This window comes from Ensifer sp. ENS03 (assembly GCF_014852035.1).
In the GTDB taxonomy this organism is placed as follows: Bacteria; Pseudomonadota; Alphaproteobacteria; order Rhizobiales; family Rhizobiaceae; genus Ensifer; species Ensifer adhaerens.
In genome coordinates this window covers 18,778-38,819 of sequence record NZ_JACVAV010000007.1, presented here as the reverse complement: position 1 = coordinate 38,819, position 20,042 = coordinate 18,778, and the positions used below count along the sequence as shown (strand labels likewise).

Below are 20,042 nucleotides of genomic sequence, written 5' to 3'. Positions count from 1 at the left end.
ACGTCCTCGGGACGTGGCGTTTTTCGTTTCCGGTCTTCTTCGACTGCATCGGGCGAAGGATGCGCCCAGCCATCCGACCTCAGGTCGCCATCGCGGATTTGACGCCGTCGACGACGAACTGCACCGCGAGTGCTGCCAGGATTACGCCGAGCAGTCGGGTGAGGATGGCGCGGCCGGTGACGCCGAGAAAGCGATCGACGCGTTCAGCGATGACCAGCGCCAGAAACAGGCTGAGCATCGACAGCGCGATGACGATCAGGAGCTGAGTGCGCTCGACAGCGGTCGGGAACGAGCCGGCAAGCAGGATCGTTGCCGAAATCGCGCCCGGCCCGGCAATGAGCGGCAGGGCCAGCGGGAAGACCGCGATGTTGTGAATGTGGTCCTTGACCGTCGCATTCTCGCCGGTCTTTTCCTTGCGCTCCTGGCGCTTCTCGAAAATCATCTCGAAGGCGATCCAGAAGAGCAGCAGGCCGCCGGCGATTCGGAAGGCGCCGATCGAGATGCCGAGCAGGCCGAGGATGCTGTTTCCGAAGAGCGCAAAGGCCGCCAGGATGAAGAAGGCGATCAGCGAGCCACGGGTGGCCACCTGAAAGCGCTCCTGCCGGCTGAGGCCGACCGTGAGGCTCAGGAAGATCGGCGCGAGGCCAGGCGGATCGAGCGTGACGAGAAGCGTCGTCAGCGCATTGACCAGGAGGTCGACATTGAACATCCGTTTCCCCTTCCGGAATTTGCCCCGGGTTTTCCCGGTGGCATGTCTACATTGTTAGGCAAGCGGCCGGGCATTGGGAAGGGGCAGACAAACAAAGTCTCAGCAATGACTTAATCAGCAATCGCTGCGAGCGTAGAGGCTGGAAATCCGCGGCGCAGCGGGCTTTGACGGACAGGGTCTTCCGATTTCCGGCGCGATGCCCTAGAAAAGCCTGCTCCGGCGGCAAAAGACTGTTCACAACTGCTGTGCGGCTCATCGATCCCGATCGGGATAACTGGGTGAATCGTACAGCGAATCAAGGCATTACAAGGACATCTTCACAGTCCGGGGGGCAAGTGGCGCCAAAGGCCGCAAATTGGCGCTTCCGATGGCAATCCGCTATAAATATCCGACTGATTCTGAACAAAGATCGTGATCACCATTGACTGAGCAAAGCACCCCCGGCGGCGGAAAAACTCCGCCAGGCATCGAGCCGATTTCCATCATCGAGGAAATGCAGCGGTCCTATCTCGATTACGCGATGAGCGTTATCGTCAGCCGCGCGCTTCCCGACGTGCGTGACGGTCTGAAACCCGTGCACCGCCGCATCCTCTACGGGATGAGCGAGCTCGGCATCGACTGGAACAAGAAATACGTCAAATGCGCCCGTGTGACCGGGGACGTGATGGGTAAGTACCACCCGCACGGCAACGCCGCGATCTACGACGCGCTGGCGCGCATGGCGCAGGACTGGTCGCTCCGCCTGCCGCTGATCGACGGCCAGGGCAACTTCGGTTCGGTCGACGGCGACCCGCCGGCGGCCGAGCGCTACACCGAATGCCGCCTGCAGAAGGCCGCGCATTCGCTTCTCGACGATCTCGACAAGGAAACGGTCGACTTCCGCGACAACTATGACGGCACCCTGCAGGAGCCGGCGGTCGTTCCCGCGAAGTTCCCGAACCTGCTCGTCAACGGCGCCGGCGGTATTGCCGTCGGCATGGCGACGAACATTCCGCCGCACAACCTGGTCGAAGTCATCAACGGCTGCATGGCGCTGATCGACAATCCGGCGATCGAACTGCCGGAACTGATGGAAATCATCCCCGGCCCCGATTTCCCGACTGGCGCGCTGATCCTTGGCCGCTCGGGCATCCGCTCGGCCTATGAGACCGGCCGCGGCTCCGTCATCATGCGCGGCCGCGCCCATATCGAGCCGATGCGCGGCGACCGCGAGCAGATCATCATCACCGAGATCCCGTTCCAGGTGAACAAGGCGACGATGATCGAGAAGATGGCCGAGCTGGTCCGCGACAAGCGTATCGAAGGCATCTCGGACCTGCGTGACGAATCCGACCGCCAGGGCTACCGCGTCGTCATCGAACTGAAGCGCGATGCCAATGCCGATGTCATCCTGAACCAGCTTTACCGCTACACGCCGCTGCAGACCTCGTTTGGCTGCAACATGGTGGCACTGAACGGCGGCAAGCCTGAGCACATGACGCTGCTCGACATGCTGCGTGCCTTCGTCTCGTTCCGCGAGGAAGTTGTTAGCCGGCGTACGAAGTACCTGCTGCGCAAGGCGCGCGACCGTGCCCATGTGCTCGTCGGTCTTGCCATTGCGGTTGCCAATATCGACGAAATCATCAAGCTCATCCGCCATGCGCCCGACCCGCAGACGGCGCGCGAGCAGTTGATGGAGCGCCGCTGGCCGGCCCATGACGTCGAGAGCCTCATCCGCCTCATCGACGACCCGCGCCACCGCATCAACGAGGACGGCACCTACAACCTCTCGGAAGAGCAGGCCCGCGCCATCCTCGACCTGCGCCTGCAGCGCCTGACAGCGCTCGGCCGCGACGAAATCGGCGACGAACTCAACAAGATCGGCGAGGAAATCAAGGATTACCTCGACATCCTGTCGTCGCGCCTGCGTATCATGAGCATCGTCAAGGACGAACTCGTCGCCATCCGCGACGAGTTCGGCACCCCGCGCCGGTCCGAGATCATGGAAGGCGGCCCCGACATGGACGATGAGGATCTCATCGCCCGTGAAGACATGGTCGTGACCGTCTCGCATCTCGGCTACATCAAGCGCGTGCCGCTGACGACCTACCGCGCGCAGCGCCGTGGCGGTAAGGGCCGTTCGGGCATGGCGACCCGGGACGAGGATTTCGTTACCCGGCTATTCGTTGCCAATACCCATACGCCGGTCCTGTTCTTCTCCTCGCGTGGCATCGTCTACAAGGAGAAGGTCTGGCGCCTGCCGATCGGCACGCCGCAATCGCGCGGCAAGGCTCTGATCAACATGCTGCCGCTGGAACCCGGCGAACGCATCACGACAATCATGCCGCTGCCCGAGGATGAGGCAACCTGGGAAAACCTCGACGTCATGTTCTCGACGACCCGCGGCACGGTTCGCCGCAACAAGCTGTCGGACTTCGTCCAGGTCAACCGCAACGGCAAGATCGCGATGAAGCTCGAGGAAGAGGGCGACGAGATCCTTTCCGTCGACACCTGTACTGAGCATGACGACGTCATGCTGACGACAGCGCTCGGCCAGTGCATCCGCTTCCCGGTCGACGACGTGCGCGTCTTTGCCGGCCGCAACTCGATCGGCGTTCGTGGCATCAATCTCGGCGACGGCGACCGCATCATCTCGATGGCGATCCTTGGCCATGTCGAGGCCGAACCGTGGGAGCGTGCCGCCTATCTCAAGCGCGCTGCGGCGGAACGTCGGGCGACGAACGGCGACGAGGAAGAAATTGCTCTGGTCGGCGAGGAAGTCGCTGACGGCGGAGAACTGTCGAACGAACGCTTCGAGGAACTGAAGGCACGCGAACAGTTCGTGCTGACGGTCTCGGAGAAGGGCTTCGGCAAGCGCTCGTCGTCCTACGATTTCCGGACTTCGGGCCGTGGCGGCAAGGGCATCCGCGCCACCGACACCTCGAAGACGACGGAAATTGGCGTGCTCGTCGCGGCCTTCCCGATCGAAGACAACGACCAGATCATGCTTGTATCCGACGGCGGCCAATTGATCCGCGTGCCGATCAATGGCGTCCGGCTTGCGAGCCGCGCGACCAAGGGCGTTACCATCTTCTCGACCGCCAAGGACGAGAAGGTCGTTTCGGTCGAGCGCATCAGCGAACCGGAAAGCGACGAAGAGGAAGGCGAAGAGGCGGCCGTCGAGAACGGCGCAGCGGAAACGCCAGCCGAATCCGAAGATTAAGCGCTCGACTTGAAGTGCCAAGGAAACTGAAAGCCCGCCATTTTGGCGGGCTTTTTCGCGCGTAGGACTAGTATTGAGCAGCAGCGGGAGGTGTCTGAAAGTCAGATTTCGGTATTCGCGTCTGCAAGCGCAGTGCCACGAATATAGGCCCGCAGTCCCGCGGCAAGTGCGTCGAACGTGACGCGACAGCGGGGAGCCGTCTTCAGGTTCTCATGCATCACCAGCCAGGTATCGAGCTTCATCTCGAACAGGCCGGGCAGCACTGGGAGGAGGTCGGGATCGCGTGCCGCAAGTCCGTTCTGGCAGATGCCTATGCCGAAGCCGGTGCGGATTGCGGCCAATTGGGCAAGATTGCTGTCGGCCCTCAGCGCAAAGCGTGTGGCCGGCAGTTCGGGCGAGCGGGCGATGATCGCCCGGATCGCCGCAGTCTCTCGGTCGTAACCGATCAGGCTGTGATTGCTAAGGTCTGCCAGTGTCTGCGGCATGCCGCGTCGCTCAATGTAGCGGCGATGAGCGTGAAAGCCTAAGGGAACCGCGCCGAGATGTCGGGCGATTAGCGCATCCTGTGCGGGCGCCACCATGCGCACCGCGATATCGGCCTCCTGGCGCAAGAGGTCCTCGACCGTGTCCGAGGCGGAAAGCTCGATCGTCAATGCAGGATAGGCGGCGTGCAGTTCTGAAAGGATCGGCGGCAGGACCTCGATGCCGATGACTTCGCTAGCGCTGATACGCACAGTGCCGCTGACCGTATCGCGCCGGCCCGACGCCGCGCGCAAGAGCGCAGCCGACGTCGCGGCGAGCGTCTCGGCATAGGGCTTGAGTGCCAACGCGGCGTCGGTCGGCAACAGACCGTGCGGGGAGCGCACGAACAGCGGATAGCCGAGTGTCGCTTCCATGGCGTCCACGTGCCGGCCAACGGTCGGTTGCGTCAGGCCAAGCTCGCGGGCGGCGGCTGACAACGATCCCTCCTTAAGCACGGCGAGGAATGTTCGGTAGAAATCCCAGCTCAAATCCATCTTGCTCATGGATTTCAGTATAGCCGCGCAAGGTTTTTCGGCAATGCCGTTTAGCTCGTGAATGCGTGATCCTGCCTTCATCGAAGCGGATGGAGTGTGACATGACCGAGATGCAGCAGAGAACAAGACGTGTGCTGGTGCTCGGCGCGACGGGCGGTATCGGCAGCGCCGTCGCCCGTGGGCTCCTCAGGCGCGGCTGGCAGGTGCGTGCCTTGAACCGAAACGCCGCGACGGCGGCGCAGGCCGAGCCGGCGTTCGACTGGCGGCAAGGCGATGCCATGAACGCGGACGACGTTCGCACTGCTGCCGAAGGGGTGGATCTGATCGTGCACGCGGTCAATCCGCCGGGTTACCGCAATTGGGGCACCTTGGTGCTGCCGATGCTGGACAATACGATCGCCGCCGCCAAGGCCACCGGTGCACGCATCCTCTTACCGGGAACGATCTACAATTTCGGCCGCGACGCCTTTCCCGTCCTGACGGAGGACACGCCGCAGAACCCGGATACCGACAAGGGTCTGATCCGCAGGGAGATGGAGCGCCGTCTGAAGGACGCCTCGGAGGCAGGTGTCGGCGTCATCATCGTGAGGGCAGGCGACTTCTTCGGTCCCGGTGCGGCCAATAACTGGTTTTCGCAAGGGCTGATAAAGCCGGGCAGAGCGTTGGGCGCGATTTCCTACCCGGGCCGCGAGGGGATCGGCCACCAATGGGCCTATCTGCCCGATGTCGCCGAAACCATGATCCGCCTCGTCGAGCGCGCAGAGGACCTGCCGCCTTTCGCCGTTTACCACATGCGCGGCTTCCTCGACCGCAATGGAACCGAGATGATCGCGGCGATCCGCCGGGTTGTCGGCAAGCCGGCGCTTCCCGTCCGGGCCTTCCCGTGGTGGCTGATCGACTTGGCTTCGCCCTTCGTTCCGCTCTTCAGGGAGTTGCGCAAGATGCGCTATCTCTGGCGCGAACCGTTGAGAATGCCGAACGAGCGGCTGCTTGCCGTGCTCGGCGAAGAGCCGCACACGCCGATCGACGAGGCGGTTGCAACGACGCTCGTCGGACTTGGCTGCCTGAACGCCCCGCGGGCGCTTCCGCAAGGGATTGCCGCAGGCTAGCGCGCGCTCATGTCCAGGATCAATTTCGGACGGGCCTCGATAGCTGTCAGTTCCGGAAGACGAGGCAAGCGCCGCCGCTCTTGCGGATGGTGGCGCAAAGCTTGTTCGCGTCCGCCTGGGTCTCGCGGCCGATGCGTGCAGCGTAGCGGATTCGCAGGCCGAAGCTGGCATTGCGCTCGCGCAGGAGAAGCGCCTTCTCGCTGCGGATCGGCTCCGGCAGGCGCTTGACGGCGCTGACGAACAGTCGCTGCGCCACTGATTTCTGGAAATGCGCGGCAAGCTGTACGCCCCAGGGCGCCCATTCGGCTTCGTCGATCACCTCGATGTCGCGGAGGTTGCGGGTGCTGGCGAGCGCCACGCAGCCGTCGATGAAGCTCTTGTTCTTGTCGAGCGTCAGGTCGAGGATCTTCGGCGGATTGTCGCGCCAGTCCTCGACGCTGTAGGCGGTGATCGCGAGCACGTAGTTGCGCGTTTCCGCCGGCAGCCAATCGACCTCGAGAAAACGCTCCAGCCCGTTCTCGCCGGCATTGTAGGCGGCAGCCGCATAGCCGAGATTGCCGTAGCGCGACTTCAGTTCGTTCAGATACTCTGCCGACTTGCCGAGCGCCTCGACGACATCGAAGCTGTTGTTGAGCCCTCGCATCTTCGCCGTTCCCGGCATAAATTGCGCGATGCCTTCGGCACCCTTGGGGCTGACGGCATTGGGCCGGAACAGGCTTTCGCGCCAGATGAGCCGGGCGAAGAAGGCCGCGGGCAGGTCGTTGACCGTCGCATAGTGGTCGATCACGCCGCAGATATCGCGGGCGAAGTTTTCCTTGCTGATGCAGAGCGACTTGGCGGAGTCGGTGGCCGACGGGCCGGAATAGACGCACTTGGGCTGCGCGGCGAAGTCGTCGATACGAGCCTCTGCCTCGGTCATGTTTAATGCCGGAATGCTGACAGCCAACGCCAGTGCCGCTCTCGCGACACGTGCCCAGGCGCCCGATCTGACCTTCCGCCGAAGACCCACGTCAAAACATTTCCAGAAACAGTCCTTGAAGGTTCATAGCATCTCCCGCCGCCTCGACAAACGGCCATCGTCGAGGCGTCGCCGCGGGTTAGCGCGGCGAGCCCGTCGGAAGCACCAGTTGCATGAATGTCAGATCAAGCCAGCGGCCGAACTTCGTGCCGACCTCACGCAGCCGGCCGGTATCCTCGAAACCCAGTTGGGCATGAAGGCGGATCGAGGCTGCGTTCTCCGATTCGATGCCGGCGATCATCACATGTTTGCCAAGCCGTTCGGCCTCGGCGATCAACGCGACCATGAGTTTCCGGCCGATGCCGCCACCGCGCCGATCCTTGTGAACATAGACGGAGTGCTCGACCGTATGGCGATAGCCATCGAAGGCGCGCCAATCGCCGAAGGACGCATAGCCGATGACATTGCCTTGCTCGCAGACCGCCACCAGCACAGGATAACCCACGTCCGTGCGCGCCTTCAGCCAGGCCACGCGATTGGCGACATCGACCAGGGTCTCGTTCCAGATCGCCGTCGTGTTTGCCACGGCGTCGTTGTAGATCTCGCAGATGACTGGCATATCGTCTTGGATGGCCGCCCGGATCAGCATGCTTGCTCCTCGCATTCGTTCACTATATGACTACGATATGAATACTAAAGTAGACAGTCTGGATCAACGGCTCAGTGAACGAATTCGTCTGGAAAGAGAGGCGCGCGGCTGGTCGCTGAGCGAGCTTTCGGAGCGATCGGGCGTCTCGCGCGCGATGATCCACAAGGTAGAGCGGGGCGATAGTAGCCCGACGGCCACGCTGCTGGCAAAGCTCGCCGGCGCGTTCGGGCTCACCATGTCCACTCTGATCGCGCGTGCGGAGATGAGCCAGGGCAGGCTGTCGCGGCGCCAGGATCAGGCGGTGTGGCGCGATCCGCAGACCGGATATCTTCGGCGCCATGTCTCGCCGATGTCGGACCTGCCGCTCGAGCTTGTCGAGGTTGAACTTCCGGCCGGCGCCGAGGTGCCGATCCCGGCATCCGCCTATGCGCTCCATCGCCGGTGGATATGGGTGACTGCGGGGCGCCTGACCTTCGTGGAAGGGTTGGAGACCTATACGCTCGGCATCGGGGATTGCCTGGAGCTCGGCCCGCCGCAGGATTGCGTCTTCCGCAATGTCGGCGGAGAGACCTGTATCTACGCCGTCGTCCTGTTGCGGACGGGTTGAGCCTAGCTGCCGAGCTCGGCGATGGCGATCCGCGCCATCGTAAGGTCGTTCTCGACGCCGAAATCGTCATGGTCTTCCAGGAACCAGGCCGCGGAAAGCCCGGCATAGGCAAGCACCCAGTTGAGAATGCGGTGCGGGTGAAGGCCGGTCTCCTTCGCGACGATCGGCAGATGCCGCTGCAGCCGGCCCGGAGCGGTGACCAGGGGCAGTTCCGGATTGCAGAACAGGTTGGCGTAGTCGTATCCGCGATCGCCGAGGACGCGTTTCGGATCGATCGCCAGCCAGCCGCGGTCGCCAAAATCGAGGATGTTGGCGTGGTGGACGTCGGCATGCAGCACGACCGGCGGTTCGGGATCTGCAAAAAGGCTTTTCGCCGCCTCGAGCGCGCGGGCAAAGAGACCGCCTTGAGCGGGAGCAGCCGTCTCCAGGGAAGCGAACCATTTGTCGAGTGGAACGAGACCGCCGGGAACCGGTGTTGAGCGCGGCGCATGGAGCTCGGCGACGGTGCGGCAGATGATGCGCGTCACTTCCTCGTCGCTTCCGGTCATCGCCATGTGGAAAAGGTTGCGCTGGCTGTCCGTGCGCTCCATCAGCACCGCGTCGCCATCGGCTTCATAGACCTTTGCAGCGCCATGCCCGTTCCAGTAGAGCAGGGGCAGGCGACCATACTTCTCTTCCGGGTCCTCGGCGACCTTGAGCATCGCCTGCTGGCCGCGATAGCGGACGGGGTAAAGGCGGCTGGAGGGGGTTACGATGACGTCGCCGTCAGGATGCAATGACCATTTTTCTGAATATAGCGAAAACATAAGCTCTTCATTCCCAAAGACAAATGCCCCGCCGAAGAGGCGGAGCATTGCCATGTGGGAGTGTCAGGCGACCTGTTCAAGGGCCGGATAGTCGGTATAGCCCTTGGCGCCACCGCCGTAGAAGGTTGCCTGATCCGGCGCGTTGAGCGGCGCATCGCGCTTCAACCGTTCGACGAGATCCGGGTTGGCGATGAACGGCTTGCCGAAAGCGACAAGGTCGGCTTCGCCGTCCTTGACCGTCTTTACCGCGAGTGCCCTGTCATAGCCATTATTGGTCATCCAGGCAGCCTTGCCGCCGGCAGCGACATAGGTCGAACGCAGGGCGTCGTAGTCGAATGGCTGGTCGCCCTGCTGGTGGTCGCGCGGGCCGCCGGTCGCGCCTTCGATGATGTGGATATAGGCGAGGGGATAGCGGGCGAGGTTCTTGACCACATGGCCGAACACCTCCTGCGGTTGCGGATCAAAGGCATCGTTGGCGGGAGTGACGGGCGAAAGGCGGATGCCGACCCGGCCGGCGCCGATTTCATTCGTCACGGCATCCATGACCTCGAACAAAAAGCGGGCGCGGTTTTCGATCGAACCGCCGTAGGTATCGGTGCGGTGGTTCGAACCCGAACGCAGGAACTGGTCGATGAGATAGCCGTTGGCCGCATGGATCTCGATGCCATCGAAGCCGGCGTCGATCGCGGCGCGCGCAGCCTTGCGATAGTCCTCGACGATCGCTTCGATCTCGGCGGTCTCCAGTGCATGCGGTTCGGAGGTTTCAGCAAAGGAGCCAGTACCGTCCGAATTGACCAGATAGGTCTTCGACTTGGCGCGAACGGCCGACGGCGCAACAGGCTTGCCGCCACCCGGCTGCAGAGAATCATGCGAAATGCGACCGACATGCCACATCTGGACGACGATGCGGCCGCCCTTGGCGTGCACCGCGTCCGTCACCTTGCGCCAGCCTTCAAGCGCTTCCGGCGTATAGAGGCCCGGAACGTCGGCATAGCCCTGGCCCTGCTGGGTGATCGCCGTTCCCTCCGAGATCAGCAGGCCTGCCGTCGCGCGCTGCTCGTAGTAGGTCACATTCAGGGTGTTCGGAACGGCGCCGGGGGATCGGTTGCGGGTGAGCGGCGCCATCACGATGCGGTTTTTCAGCGCGATGTCACCAATGGTGATGGGGTCGAAAAGCGAGGCCATGGGAGGTCCTTTCAGGGGGGCTGCTTGGGAGAAGGTGGTTGATTCAGAGATCGCCGATGCTCTCGAGGAAGGCGGCGATCGTCTCTTCATCGCGGCGGTAGAAGATCCATTGGCCAACCTTGCGGGTTGTCACGAGGCCGGCGCGCTGAAGCACAGCGAGATGCGAGGAAACGGTCGACTGCGACAGGCCGCAGCGTTCGAACTGGCCGGCACATACGCCGAGATCGAGCGGATGCTCCTGGGTCGGAAAATGGCGCTGCGGCTCCTTCAGCCAGGCGAGGATGTTCACCCGCACGGGATGGGCAAGCGCCTTGAGGATTTCGTCTCGGTCCATGGTATATCGCCATATCGTGTTTTAACGATAAATGTATCGCTAAAACACGATATTCAAATCACAAGACCGTGAGCGTGCTGCAGGCAAAAAAAGAGGGCCTCAAGAAAACTTGGGCCCTTGTAGTTGTGAAGGTAATAAGAACCTCCAGAGGGGAACAGCTAATGCGGTGGCGGGGAGGAGAAGCCACCAAGAATGCATCAGCTGCATTTTAATATGGGAAGCGAAGTATCGGCTTTCAATAGCCGGCTGTGATTTTCGTCACGTTTCGCCTGTATCTAACAGTAGACAAAAAAAGAGGGCCACAAGATGACTTGGGCCCTTATAAGTTGTGAAGGTAATTAAACCTCCAGAGGGGAACAGCTGCTGCGGTGGCACTGGGAGGAGAAGCCACCAAAGATGCATCAGCTGAGTTTGGTATGCTGCTTTTTTGGGCGCGCAACAATCATTTTCTGTGCATGACAGCCATGTCATGCGCGCATCCCTGCCTATTTCTGCGGCGAACAATAAAAATGCGCCGCACAATAGAGACGGCGCATCCGTAATATCGATGTAAAAACAGATGGTTGGCGGCCTCTTGGGAAAATGCTCGGAAAATGAGCATTCGCCGAAGCGTCCTAAAAGTTCCAGTTGCGGGCCTTGGCGACGATGTAGTCGCGGAAGACCTTGAGCTTGGCTGCGTTCTTCATCTCGTCCGGATAGCAGAAATAGGTATCGAACGACGGGATGTCGGCGCTGATCGGCAGCTGGATGAGGCCAGGATCGCGACCGACGATATAGTCGGGCAGCATGGCGACGCCGATGCCGAGCAGGCAGGCGCGCTTGATCGAGGTCTGGCTGTTGATCTGCAGGTGCGACACGCGTGGATTGTCGGAATCGCGGCCGGCGATCTCGAGCCAGTTCACGTCGAGCAGATAGTTCGGCGCCGGCTCGCCGAAGGTGATGATGCGGTGGTTGTCGAGATCCTCGACTGACTGCGGCTCGCCATACTTGTTGATGTAGGACGGAGCTGCATAGACGTGCATGTGCACGGTGAAGAGCTTGCGCTGGATGAGGTCCGACTGCTGCGGCTGACGCAGGCGGATGGCACAATCCGCGTGGCGCATGTTCACGTCCAGCTCCTCATTGTCGAGGATGAGCTGAACCTGCACGTCCGGGTGCAGCGACATGAACTCCTGGATCTTGTCGGTGAGCCAGCCCTGGCCGAGTCCGACCGTCGTGGTGATGCGCAGCTTGCCGCTCGGCTTGTCCGTGGTTTCGCTCAGTTGGACCTTGACACTCTCGAGCTTCATCAGCACTTCATGCGCGGTGCGATAGAGGATCTCGCCCTGTTCGGTGAGGATCAGGCCGCGCGCATGGCGGTGGAACAGCTTGATGCCGACATCCTGCTCCAGCGAACTCACCTGCCGGCTGATCGCGGACTGCGAAAGATGAAGCTTGTCTGCCGCATGGGTGAACGACCCAGCCTCGGCCGCCGCGTGAAAAATGCGCAGTTTGTCCCAGTCCAGCGACATGTAGTCCCCCATAAGAAACCACTCCGGAAGACGGGGTCCTGTCTTCCGGGCGTGGCTGATGCATCTGTTCCCACACGGGCGAGGTGCCTCAGCGGCACCACCCCGATTCGCAGCTTCTATTCGGCTGCAATTGCGACGGGCATATGACCCGCCAGGTATTTCTCGGCCTCAAGCGCTGCCATGCAGCCCATGCCGGCCGCCGTAACCGCTTGACGGTAAATGTCGTCCGTCACGTCGCCTGCGGCAAAAACGCCGGGCACGTCGGTCGCCGTCGAATCGGCCGCGGTCCAAAGATAGCCGTTGGACTTCTGCCGAAGCTTGCCTTTGAAAAGCTCGACTGCCGGCGCGTGGCCGATCGCGACGAACACGCCGTCGGTGACCATGTCGGAGGTTTCGCCGGTCTTGGTGTTGCGCAGCTTCACGCCGTTGACGGAAGCGGGCATCGGCGGCTTGGCCGGCGCACCCAGGTATTCCGTGACCTCGTGATCCCAGATCACCTTGACGTTCGGCTTGGCGAACAGGCGCTCTTGCAGGATCTTCTCGGCGCGGAAGCTATCACGGCGGTGAACGACAGTGACCGTCTTGGCGAGGTTCGAGAGATAGAGCGCTTCCTCAACGGCCGAGTTGCCGCCGCCGACGACGATCACGTCCTTGTTGCGATAGAAGAAGCCGTCACAGGTGGCGCAGGCCGAGACGCCGAAGCCCATGAAGGTCGGTTCGGTCTCGATGCCGAGCCACTTGGCCTTGGCGCCGGTTGCGATGATCAGCGCGTCCGCCGTCCAGTCGTTACCGCTGTCGGTCTTGATGCGGAACGGGCGCACCGACAGGTCGACATCGGTCACGAGATCGTTGACGATCTCGGCGCCGACATGGGTCGCCTGCTTCAGCATCTGTTCCATCATCCACGGGCCTTGGACCGGATCGGCATAGCCCGGGTAGTTTTCGACGTCAGTCGTGATCATCAACTGGCCGCCCTGTTCCATACCGGCGATCAGTACGGGCTCGAGCATGGCGCGCGCCGTATAGATGGCGGCGGTATAGCCAGCCGGGCCGGAGCCGATGATCAGCACTTTCACGTGACGGGCAGTCATAATCTTGTCCTTCGCTCATCGGAGAGGATTGCCTCCTCATCCGATTCCATTGCGTCAATGGGAAATCGTCCCATACTTTAGGTATTCCCCACCATGACTTTCAAGAGCGCGCAGCCTGATACACACAAGTGCTTGAGCTTCAAGCCCGCTTTTGCCACCAGATGACGCGCTTAGGGCACAGGCGTCGGCCCGGCATCGATCCGCGCCTCGCCCCGACAATGGAGCGCTCTTTTCGTCGCTCCTGAAGATGTCCACCTCTATTTGCGCATCTACCGGCATCGCCAACGCCATTTTCCCGCGAATAGTCGGCCGGGCTGCTTGTTGTCCAGCGGGTTTGACGATATTTCACGCGGATTCACTTTGCTGGAGAAGCATATGGGGTTGAATGCCGGCCGTGCATGGTTGCACTGCGAAAGCGCTGCGCTCGGCCACGCACCGACTCGAGACGACCTTGCCCTTGACGAGCGCGCCTTGCTGAAAATCTCGACCGAGATGATCGCGGCAGCGCCGGGATAGGCAGACATCAGTCGACGTCGCCCGCCATTGGGGCAACCTCACCATCGGCAGACACAAGTTTTCGACTTTGCCTCGCGCTCAAAGTCACCACGAAAAGGACGAACGTTCATGACGAAACAAGTCGAGCTCGACGCTATCGATCTCAAGATCCTTCGCGAGCTCCAGCGTGATGGCCGGATGACCAATGTCGATCTCGCGCAAAGGGTCGGCATCTCCGCGCCGCCCTGCCTCCGGCGCGTGCGCAAGCTCGAAGAGACCGGCGTCATCAAGGGCTATCACGCACTGCTGAACGCACCGGCGCTCGGCTTCGATCTCGTCGCTTTCTGTATGGTCGGCCTGAAGCGTCAGTCGGAGGCCGACCTCAAGGCGTTCTCGGCCGCTACAGCGGAATGGCAGATCGTCCGGCAGGCCTGGACGGTTTCCGGCGAAAGCGACTTCCTGCTGCATTGTGTTGCCGAAAACCTCACGACTTTCCAGGATTTCGTCATCGAAGTGCTGACGGCCAATGAACGGGTCGACACGGTGCGCACGATGCTGACCATTCGCCAGGTCAAGGATATCGGCCTCGTCCAGATCTAAGGCCCGCCCATGAACAAGCTTCCGCTGTCCGCCTTCATCATCTGCCAGAACGAAGAAGCCTATCTCGGCAATTGCATCGAGAGCCTCGAGCAGTGCTCAGAAATCGTCATCGTCGATTCCGGCTCGACCGACGGAACGGCAGCACTCGTGCAGTCCTACATCGACAAGGGTTGGCCGATCCGTTTCCTGCATGAGCCGTGGCGGGGCTATGCCGGCCAGAAGCAGTTCGCGCTCGACCAATGTACGCAGCCCTGGTGCTTCAACATCGATTCCGACGAACGCCTGGACGAACCGCTGAAGGCACTGCTGCCCTCGCTGCTCGATGCGCCGCCGGAGACGGTCGGCTGGCGCGTCGCGCGCAGGCCCTACCTCATCGGCTACGGCTACACGCCGGAGCGGGCGCACGAGCGGCGAAACCTGCGTCTGATCCGCCAGGGCAGGGGACGATACGATCTCAATCAGAAAGTCCACGAGGGGATCGTGCCGGATGGCGCGGTCGGCGCCGCTGCCAAGGGCAGCCTGCTGCACTATCGGCCGCTGATCATCGACGAGCAGATCCTCAAGGAAAACAAGTATTCGACGCTGAAGGCCGATCAGCAGTTCGCCGCCGGTAAGTCGGCGCGCCCTTACAAAATGCTGTTCAGCCCGCCACTCTATTTCCTTAGGCTTTATTTCCGCAACGGCCTGTGGCGCTGCGGTTTTCCAGGCTTCATTGAGGCGATGACGGGAGCGGTGTACGCTTTCCTGACCGCCGCCAAGATCTATCAGAGGCACGCGCTCAAGCGGCATCCGAACCATGACGACATGGATCGGCGCGCCAGCAAGCGGTGAGGTTTTCATGAAAGTCATGCATTTTCACTTCGGCAAGGATGGCGGCGCTGAGCGTTTCTTCGTCCACCTGGTCAACGCGCTCGCCGAGCGTGGCGTCGAGCAGACCTCGGTCATCCGCCATGGTCGTATCTGGAAGAAGGACATCGAGGGTGCGACGCGCATCATCGAAAGCAACTTCCGTAACCTGTCGCTCGACCGGATCCTCCTGCCGATGAAGGTCAGCAGCATGGCACGCCGCGAAAAGCCGGATGCGCTGTTTGCCTGGATGCCGCGCGCCAGCCGCCTGATGCCCAACTACAAGGGCTGCATCAAGATCTCGCGTCTCGGCGACTATCCGCTGCGGCTCGACTATTTCCGCAACACCGATTGCCTCGTCTGCAACACGCCGGGCATTGCCGAGCATGTGCGCAAGATCGGCTGGAAGCGCGACGTCGAAGTCATCTCCAACTTCACCGGAACCGAGCGGGTCGCGCCCATCAACCGCGCCACGCTCGACACGCCTGAGAACGTGCCTGTGGTCATGTCGATGGGGCGCTTCGTTCCGCGCAAGGGCTTCCACACGCTGATCCAGGCGATCGCCAAGGTGCCGGACGCCTATCTGTGGCTCGTCGGCGATGGCGAAGAACGTGCAAATTTGGAGAAACTGGCCGCCGACCTCGGCGTGGCAAAGCGCGTGCGTTTCGCCGGCTGGCAGAAGGACACGCGGCCTTTCCTTGCCGCTTCCGACATCTTCGTGATGGCGTCGAGCCACGAGCCGCTCGGCAACGTAATCCTCGAATCCTGGGCGCAAGGGACACCGGTTGTTTCCAGCCGTTCAGAAGGGCCGCAATGGTTCATGCGCGATGGCGAAAACGGTTTGATGGTCGATATCGGTGACGCCGACGGCTTTGCCCAGGCAATCGACCGCATCGCGGGCGATTCGTCGCTCGGTGAACGGCTTGCCGAACGTGGGCACGAGACCCTGATGAACCAGTTCTCGAAGCAGGCGATTACCGACGCCTATCTGAAGCTCTTCGCATCGAAGCGCTGAGACAGTCTAGTGCGAGGCTGCCACGCGGTGGCAGCCTGTCAGGGACGCATCAGGCGTTCATAGACCGCGTTGATCGCGCGGGCCTCGCCCTCTATCGCAAAGGATGCGCGGGTCAGCCCCAGACCGTTCGCGCCAGCCAAGGTCCGGCGATGATCATCGTCCATGAAGCCAGCCGTTGCCTCGACCATGGCCTGTAGATCGTTGGCGGCGATCACGGCGCCGGTTTCCTGCTCTCCGACGACGACCAGTTCCGAAAACGCGCCGACGTCGGTTGCGATAACGGGCACGCCTGTCGCCATCGCTTCGAGCGGCGTCAGCCCGAAACCTTCCCAGCGCTGCGGCGCGATGAAGAGATCGAGCCCACGATACCAGTCCGGAATGTTGGTGTGTTCGCCAACGAAACGGATGCGGTCGGTGAGCCCGGCCTTTGCGACCCGCCCTTTCAATTCGTTCTCGAAGGCGACGTGCGGGCCGGTGGCGCGACCGGCGACGATGGCACTCCAGCCGGGCCGGCACGGCAGAAGCGCAATCATGCTGTCGACGAAGAGATCCGTGCCCTTCTGCTTACGCACCCGCCCGAAGCAGCCGACGTATTTTTGGTTGGGGTCGAGCCCGAGCGCAGCTTTGGCTGCCGCTGTGTCAACCGGCGGCTGGAAGCGCTTGGTATCTATGCCGTGCAGGATCACCGTGTTCGGCACTTGCAGATAGGCGGCGGTCTTGCCGCTGGTCGCGATTACCGCGTCCATGCGCGAAATCAGAAACTTGCTCCAGCCGGTGTGGCGGCGCTGCGATGCGGAGGTGAAGACGATCCTCAGCTTCATGCCGAGAAGGTCGCGCAGCACGATCGCCGGCAGCATTTCGACATTGCGGCGCGCATGCCAGACCCGGCAGGGCCGTCCGTCCGGTGCGCTCCACAGGCGCAATAGATCGCGGAAGCGGATCGAGGGCAGGGTGTCAGGCAAGCCCGGGCCAAGCACGGCGATCTTTTCGCCGAGCGCGCGCTGGATCGGAATTAACTGGATGATGGTGGACGTCACGCCCGAGAGGCGACGCTTGAAATTGGGAGCGATGACCTCGACGTTCCGGATATCGGCCACGAAAGCGCACTCCTTGCGCGAGCAACGATCGTCTTTTGAAAAGGAGAAACGGGGCGAAGGCAGGCTTCGCCCCTTGGCTAGGGCTGATTAGCCCCAGTTGACGGCGAGAATTTCGTAGGCCTTGGAACCGCCAGGCGCGTTCACTTCGATGGAATCGCCGACTTCCTTGCCGATGAGCGCGCGCGCGATCGGCGACGAGATCGAAATGCGGCCAGCCTTCACGTCGGCTTCCTGGTCGCCAACGATCTGGTAGGTCTTTTCTTCTTCAGTGTCTTCGTCGACGAGTTTGACCTTGGCGCCGAACTTGATCTTGGAACCGGACATCTTCGAGAGATCAATGACTTCCGCGCGGGCGATCAAGTCTTCGAGCTCGGTGATCCGGCCCTCGTTGTGGCTCTGCGCTTCCTTGGCAGCGTGGTACTCGGCATTTTCCGACAGGTCGCCATGTGCACGGGCTTCGGCAATCGCCTCGATGATTCGCGGTCGTTCTTCCTGCTGGCGCCAGCGCAGCTCCTCCTGCAGGTTGACGAATCCGCCCTGTGTCATCGGCACTTTTTCGACCATTTCAATGTCCTTCATCAAGCACGAGGCGCCGCCCTTAGGGCGGCGCCAACGCAAAAGAAAACGGTCTCCGGCGCGTAAACGCCGGAACCGTCCGAAACTTCGAACCTTGGTTATAGCAGAAACGGAAGCGCGAAAGCCAGATATTTCGCCATCATCCACCGAACCCTGAGAGGCGACTGCAACTTGTGGGGGAAGCGATGGGGTGGCAAGCTACGCAGAAAGCGCTTTACCTCAACCGCGGTTGAGGTCGTAACAAAGGTGTTCCGAAGAGATAGCAGCGAGGAACGTTGGGCATGGTTCTGGCGAGGGACGAAACCAAGGCAGGCGGGGGCAATACCGCACTTCAGGAGGACGGCCGCTGGAGCGAACTGTTGCGGCCGGACTATCTGGCGACGACGGCTGCCCTTTGCCTCGGGGTCGCGTTGTTCGCATTCAACGAGTTTTTCGTAGCGACCGCGCTGCCCACAGCCGTCGAAGAGATCGGCGGCGCTACGCTGTTGTCCTGGGCCGTCACGCTCTATCTCGTCTTTGCCATTCTTGGCGGCGCTGTTGCCGCCACGCTCAAGTCAAGGTTCGGCGCACGCGGGACGCTGATTACGGCCGCGCTCATCTTTGTCGTCGGCACCCTCATCGCGACCGCCGCCGGCAGCATGCCGCAGGTCCTCGCCGGTCGCGTGTTTCAGGGATTCGGCGAGGGGATCATTGCTGCGGTCTGCTACGCGCTGATTCCCGAACTCTTCCCGCCGCGCCTGGTCCCAAAGGTATTCGGAGCCGAGGCCATCGTCTGGGCAACGGCGGCCTTTGGCGGGCCACTCGTGTCCGGATTCCTGACGGAACACTGGTCATGGCGGGTGGCTTTCGCCGTCAACGTTCCCGCAACCGTCATCTTCGTTGCGCTCGTTCTGCTGATCGTACCGGCACGCAAGGTGCCATCGACCGACACGCCTCGTCCAATCCCGCTGCTGCGGCTGACCGTGGTCGGTTCCGGCATATTGCTGATATCGGTCTCAAATACGGCGAGCAGCGTCCCCTTGATGGCGGCGGCGCTGGCGACGGCGCTGACCATCCTCTGGGCGGCCGTCGCAACCGACCGTCGGGCGGAGCATCCGATCCTGCCCGCGGGCGCCTTTCAGCTCACAAAACCGCTCGGCACCGGACTTTGGGTCGTGCTGCTGATGCCCCTCGCTCAAGCGTCCGGCTCGGTGTACCTCATTTATGGCCTGCAACATGTCTGGAATTTCAGCCCCACGGCCGCCGGTTTTTCGGCGGCATTGATGGCGATCTCCTGGAGTGTGACCGCTATCGCCGTTGCAAGCCTGCACTCGCACGCTCTGCGCGTGAAGCTCATCCCTGCGGGACCTGCGCTTCTCAGCCTCGGGCTTGCCGGTCTGATGATCGCCTTCGCGATCGACGATTACCGGCTGGTCTTCCCGAGCCAGATCGCGGTCGGGGCCGGGTTCGGCATGTCGTGGGGCACGCTCAGCCAGCTGATGATGGACGTCTCCTTGCGAGGAGAGCGGGACAAGACCTCAGCGTTTCTGCCGACGTTGCAGTCGGCCGGTTATGCGATCGGCGCGGCGATCTGCGGGCTGACGGCCAATCTTCGCGGTTTCGACGAGAAGGCGAACGTTGCCACGATGCACGCCGCCTTGTTCACGGTTTTCGTCGTCGCGTTCCTGATCTCCACGGCTTCTCTGTATCTGGGCGTCAGAACCGTGCGGCTCGCAGCGAGCCACGCGCGTCGTGATCGGGGCAGAACTGCTGCCGAGGCCCTGGCGGCAGACTAACAGTGTGATCAAGCGCAGGATGGATGTTCCTGCGCTTTGCTCGTGGCGCTGCTTCAGGCTGCAGCGTAGAGAGAGGCGCCGACCTGGCGGCGGGCAAGCAGAGCCCGCTGTTCGGCGCCGCGGCCGATGGAGGGCACGATTGTTGCCAGCAGCCTGCGGTTGCTGGAACGGACCTGGACCTTCAGCGAACCATAATCGGCATCGCGGCCGATCTTGTCTGCGATCCGCTGGCCGTAATAGAGGGCCGATCCCTCGTCGAAATGGCTGATACCGTCTTCATCGACGAAGTGCTCGTCGCCCCACAGCAAATCAAAGAAATAGAGTTGCACGATCTTGCCCCATGTCGCGCCCACCGGCGAAGCCGCCGATCTCTCAGTGCGCAGGGTCATAGAAACATGTGCCGGGGGAATGCAGGCTGAACCGGTCGTTCATGCGGCGTTCAGCGGAGGGGCGGGCTGTTG

19 protein-coding genes are annotated in these 20,042 nt (G+C 62.0%); 7 read left to right on the top strand and 12 right to left on the bottom strand.

Annotated elements, in window-relative coordinates:
* Positions 1-79: 79 nt before the first annotated feature.
* Complete coding sequence (locus IB263_RS22375; RefSeq protein ID WP_090295526.1) at positions 80-709, bottom strand: MarC family protein; 630 nt, start codon at positions 707-709, stop codon at positions 80-82.
* Positions 710-1,130: 421 nt separating this feature from the next.
* Here IB263_RS22375 and gyrA point away from each other — a divergent pair, with 421 nt between their 5' ends.
* Positions 1,131-3,911, top strand: a complete 2,781-nt coding sequence (gene gyrA, locus IB263_RS22370) for a DNA gyrase subunit A (RefSeq protein ID WP_192439026.1) — start codon at positions 1,131-1,133, stop codon at positions 3,909-3,911.
* A gap of 101 nt (positions 3,912-4,012) precedes the next feature.
* Here gyrA and IB263_RS22365 read toward each other — a convergent pair whose 3' ends face one another.
* A complete protein-coding gene (locus IB263_RS22365; RefSeq protein WP_371814195.1) occupies positions 4,013-4,927 on the bottom strand; it encodes a LysR family transcriptional regulator in 915 nt (304 codons plus the stop codon).
* A 101-nt stretch (positions 4,928-5,028) separates the two neighbouring features.
* Here IB263_RS22365 and IB263_RS22360 point away from each other — a divergent pair, with 101 nt between their 5' ends.
* On the top strand, positions 5,029-6,036 hold the full coding sequence (locus IB263_RS22360; protein WP_192439025.1) for an NAD-dependent epimerase/dehydratase family protein: 1,008 nt from the start codon (positions 5,029-5,031) through the stop codon (positions 6,034-6,036).
* Positions 6,037-6,082: 46 nt separating this feature from the next.
* On the opposite strand, the gene IB263_RS22355 is transcribed toward IB263_RS22360, so the two are convergent.
* Entirely contained in the window at positions 6,083-6,955 is an 873-nt protein-coding gene (locus IB263_RS22355) for a lytic transglycosylase domain-containing protein (protein WP_082566343.1), read from the bottom strand.
* Positions 6,956-7,133: 178 nt separating this feature from the next.
* Positions 7,134-7,643, bottom strand: coding sequence for a GNAT family N-acetyltransferase (locus tag IB263_RS22350; RefSeq protein ID WP_113188681.1), 510 nt, complete (start codon positions 7,641-7,643; stop codon positions 7,134-7,136).
* Positions 7,644-7,680: 37 nt separating this feature from the next.
* Between IB263_RS22350 and IB263_RS22345 the strand changes: the two genes are divergently transcribed.
* On the top strand, positions 7,681-8,250 hold the full coding sequence (locus tag IB263_RS22345; protein WP_192439024.1) for an XRE family transcriptional regulator: 570 nt from the start codon (positions 7,681-7,683) through the stop codon (positions 8,248-8,250).
* Positions 8,251-8,252: 2 nt separating this feature from the next.
* Here the strand turns inward: IB263_RS22345 and IB263_RS22340 are convergent, their stop codons facing one another.
* From IB263_RS22340 to trxB, 5 genes are all read right to left on the bottom strand, one after another.
* Positions 8,253-9,056: an aminoglycoside phosphotransferase family protein gene (locus IB263_RS22340; protein ID WP_090295782.1), complete on the bottom strand. Its 804-nt coding sequence runs from the start codon at positions 9,054-9,056 to the stop codon at positions 8,253-8,255.
* A 63-nt stretch (positions 9,057-9,119) separates the two neighbouring features.
* Positions 9,120-10,241 carry an alkene reductase gene (locus IB263_RS22335; RefSeq protein ID WP_113294527.1) on the bottom strand — a complete coding sequence of 374 codons (1,122 nt, stop codon included), beginning with the start codon at positions 10,239-10,241 and terminating at the stop codon, positions 9,120-9,122.
* A 43-nt stretch (positions 10,242-10,284) separates the two neighbouring features.
* Complete coding sequence (locus IB263_RS22330) at positions 10,285-10,575, bottom strand: helix-turn-helix transcriptional regulator (protein WP_034791288.1); 291 nt, start codon at positions 10,573-10,575, stop codon at positions 10,285-10,287.
* Positions 10,576-11,189: 614 nt separating this feature from the next.
* The gene (locus IB263_RS22325) at positions 11,190-12,086 is read right to left on the bottom strand and encodes a LysR family transcriptional regulator VtlR (protein WP_034791460.1); all 897 of its coding nucleotides are present in this window, start codon (positions 12,084-12,086) and stop codon (positions 11,190-11,192) included.
* A gap of 116 nt (positions 12,087-12,202) precedes the next feature.
* Positions 12,203-13,177 carry a thioredoxin-disulfide reductase gene (gene trxB / locus IB263_RS22320; protein WP_034791290.1) on the bottom strand — a complete coding sequence of 325 codons (975 nt, stop codon included), beginning with the start codon at positions 13,175-13,177 and terminating at the stop codon, positions 12,203-12,205.
* 624 nt (positions 13,178-13,801) lie between these two features.
* On the opposite strand from trxB, the gene IB263_RS22315 reads away from it, so the two are divergent.
* The 3 genes from IB263_RS22315 to IB263_RS22305 are packed head-to-tail and all read left to right on the top strand — an operon-like array spanning position 13,802 to position 16,133.
* Positions 13,802-14,272 carry an Lrp/AsnC family transcriptional regulator gene (locus tag IB263_RS22315; protein WP_034791292.1) on the top strand — a complete coding sequence of 157 codons (471 nt, stop codon included), beginning with the start codon at positions 13,802-13,804 and terminating at the stop codon, positions 14,270-14,272.
* Positions 14,273-14,281: 9 nt separating this feature from the next.
* A complete protein-coding gene (locus tag IB263_RS22310) occupies positions 14,282-15,103 on the top strand; it encodes a glycosyltransferase family 2 protein (protein ID WP_034791294.1) in 822 nt (273 codons plus the stop codon).
* Between the two features lie 7 nt (positions 15,104-15,110).
* Positions 15,111-16,133 carry a glycosyltransferase gene (locus tag IB263_RS22305; RefSeq protein ID WP_192439023.1) on the top strand — a complete coding sequence of 341 codons (1,023 nt, stop codon included), beginning with the start codon at positions 15,111-15,113 and terminating at the stop codon, positions 16,131-16,133.
* Positions 16,134-16,171: 38 nt separating this feature from the next.
* On the opposite strand, the gene IB263_RS22300 is transcribed toward IB263_RS22305, so the two are convergent.
* On the bottom strand, positions 16,172-17,230 hold the full coding sequence (locus IB263_RS22300; protein ID WP_060517133.1) for a glycosyltransferase family 4 protein: 1,059 nt from the start codon (positions 17,228-17,230) through the stop codon (positions 16,172-16,174).
* 87 nt (positions 17,231-17,317) lie between these two features.
* Positions 17,318-17,794 (bottom strand): transcription elongation factor GreA, encoded by a 477-nt coding sequence (gene greA / locus IB263_RS22295; RefSeq protein ID WP_034791305.1) that lies wholly within the window; start codon positions 17,792-17,794, stop codon positions 17,318-17,320.
* A 293-nt stretch (positions 17,795-18,087) separates the two neighbouring features.
* Between greA and IB263_RS22290 the strand changes: the two genes are divergently transcribed.
* Entirely contained in the window at positions 18,088-19,581 is a 1,494-nt protein-coding gene (locus tag IB263_RS22290; RefSeq protein ID WP_192439022.1) for an MFS transporter, read from the top strand.
* A 53-nt stretch (positions 19,582-19,634) separates the two neighbouring features.
* Here the strand turns inward: IB263_RS22290 and IB263_RS22285 are convergent, their stop codons facing one another.
* On the bottom strand, positions 19,635-19,970 hold the full coding sequence (locus tag IB263_RS22285; protein ID WP_051659217.1) for a hypothetical protein: 336 nt from the start codon (positions 19,968-19,970) through the stop codon (positions 19,635-19,637).
* Between the last annotated feature and the right edge of the window lie 72 nt (positions 19,971-20,042).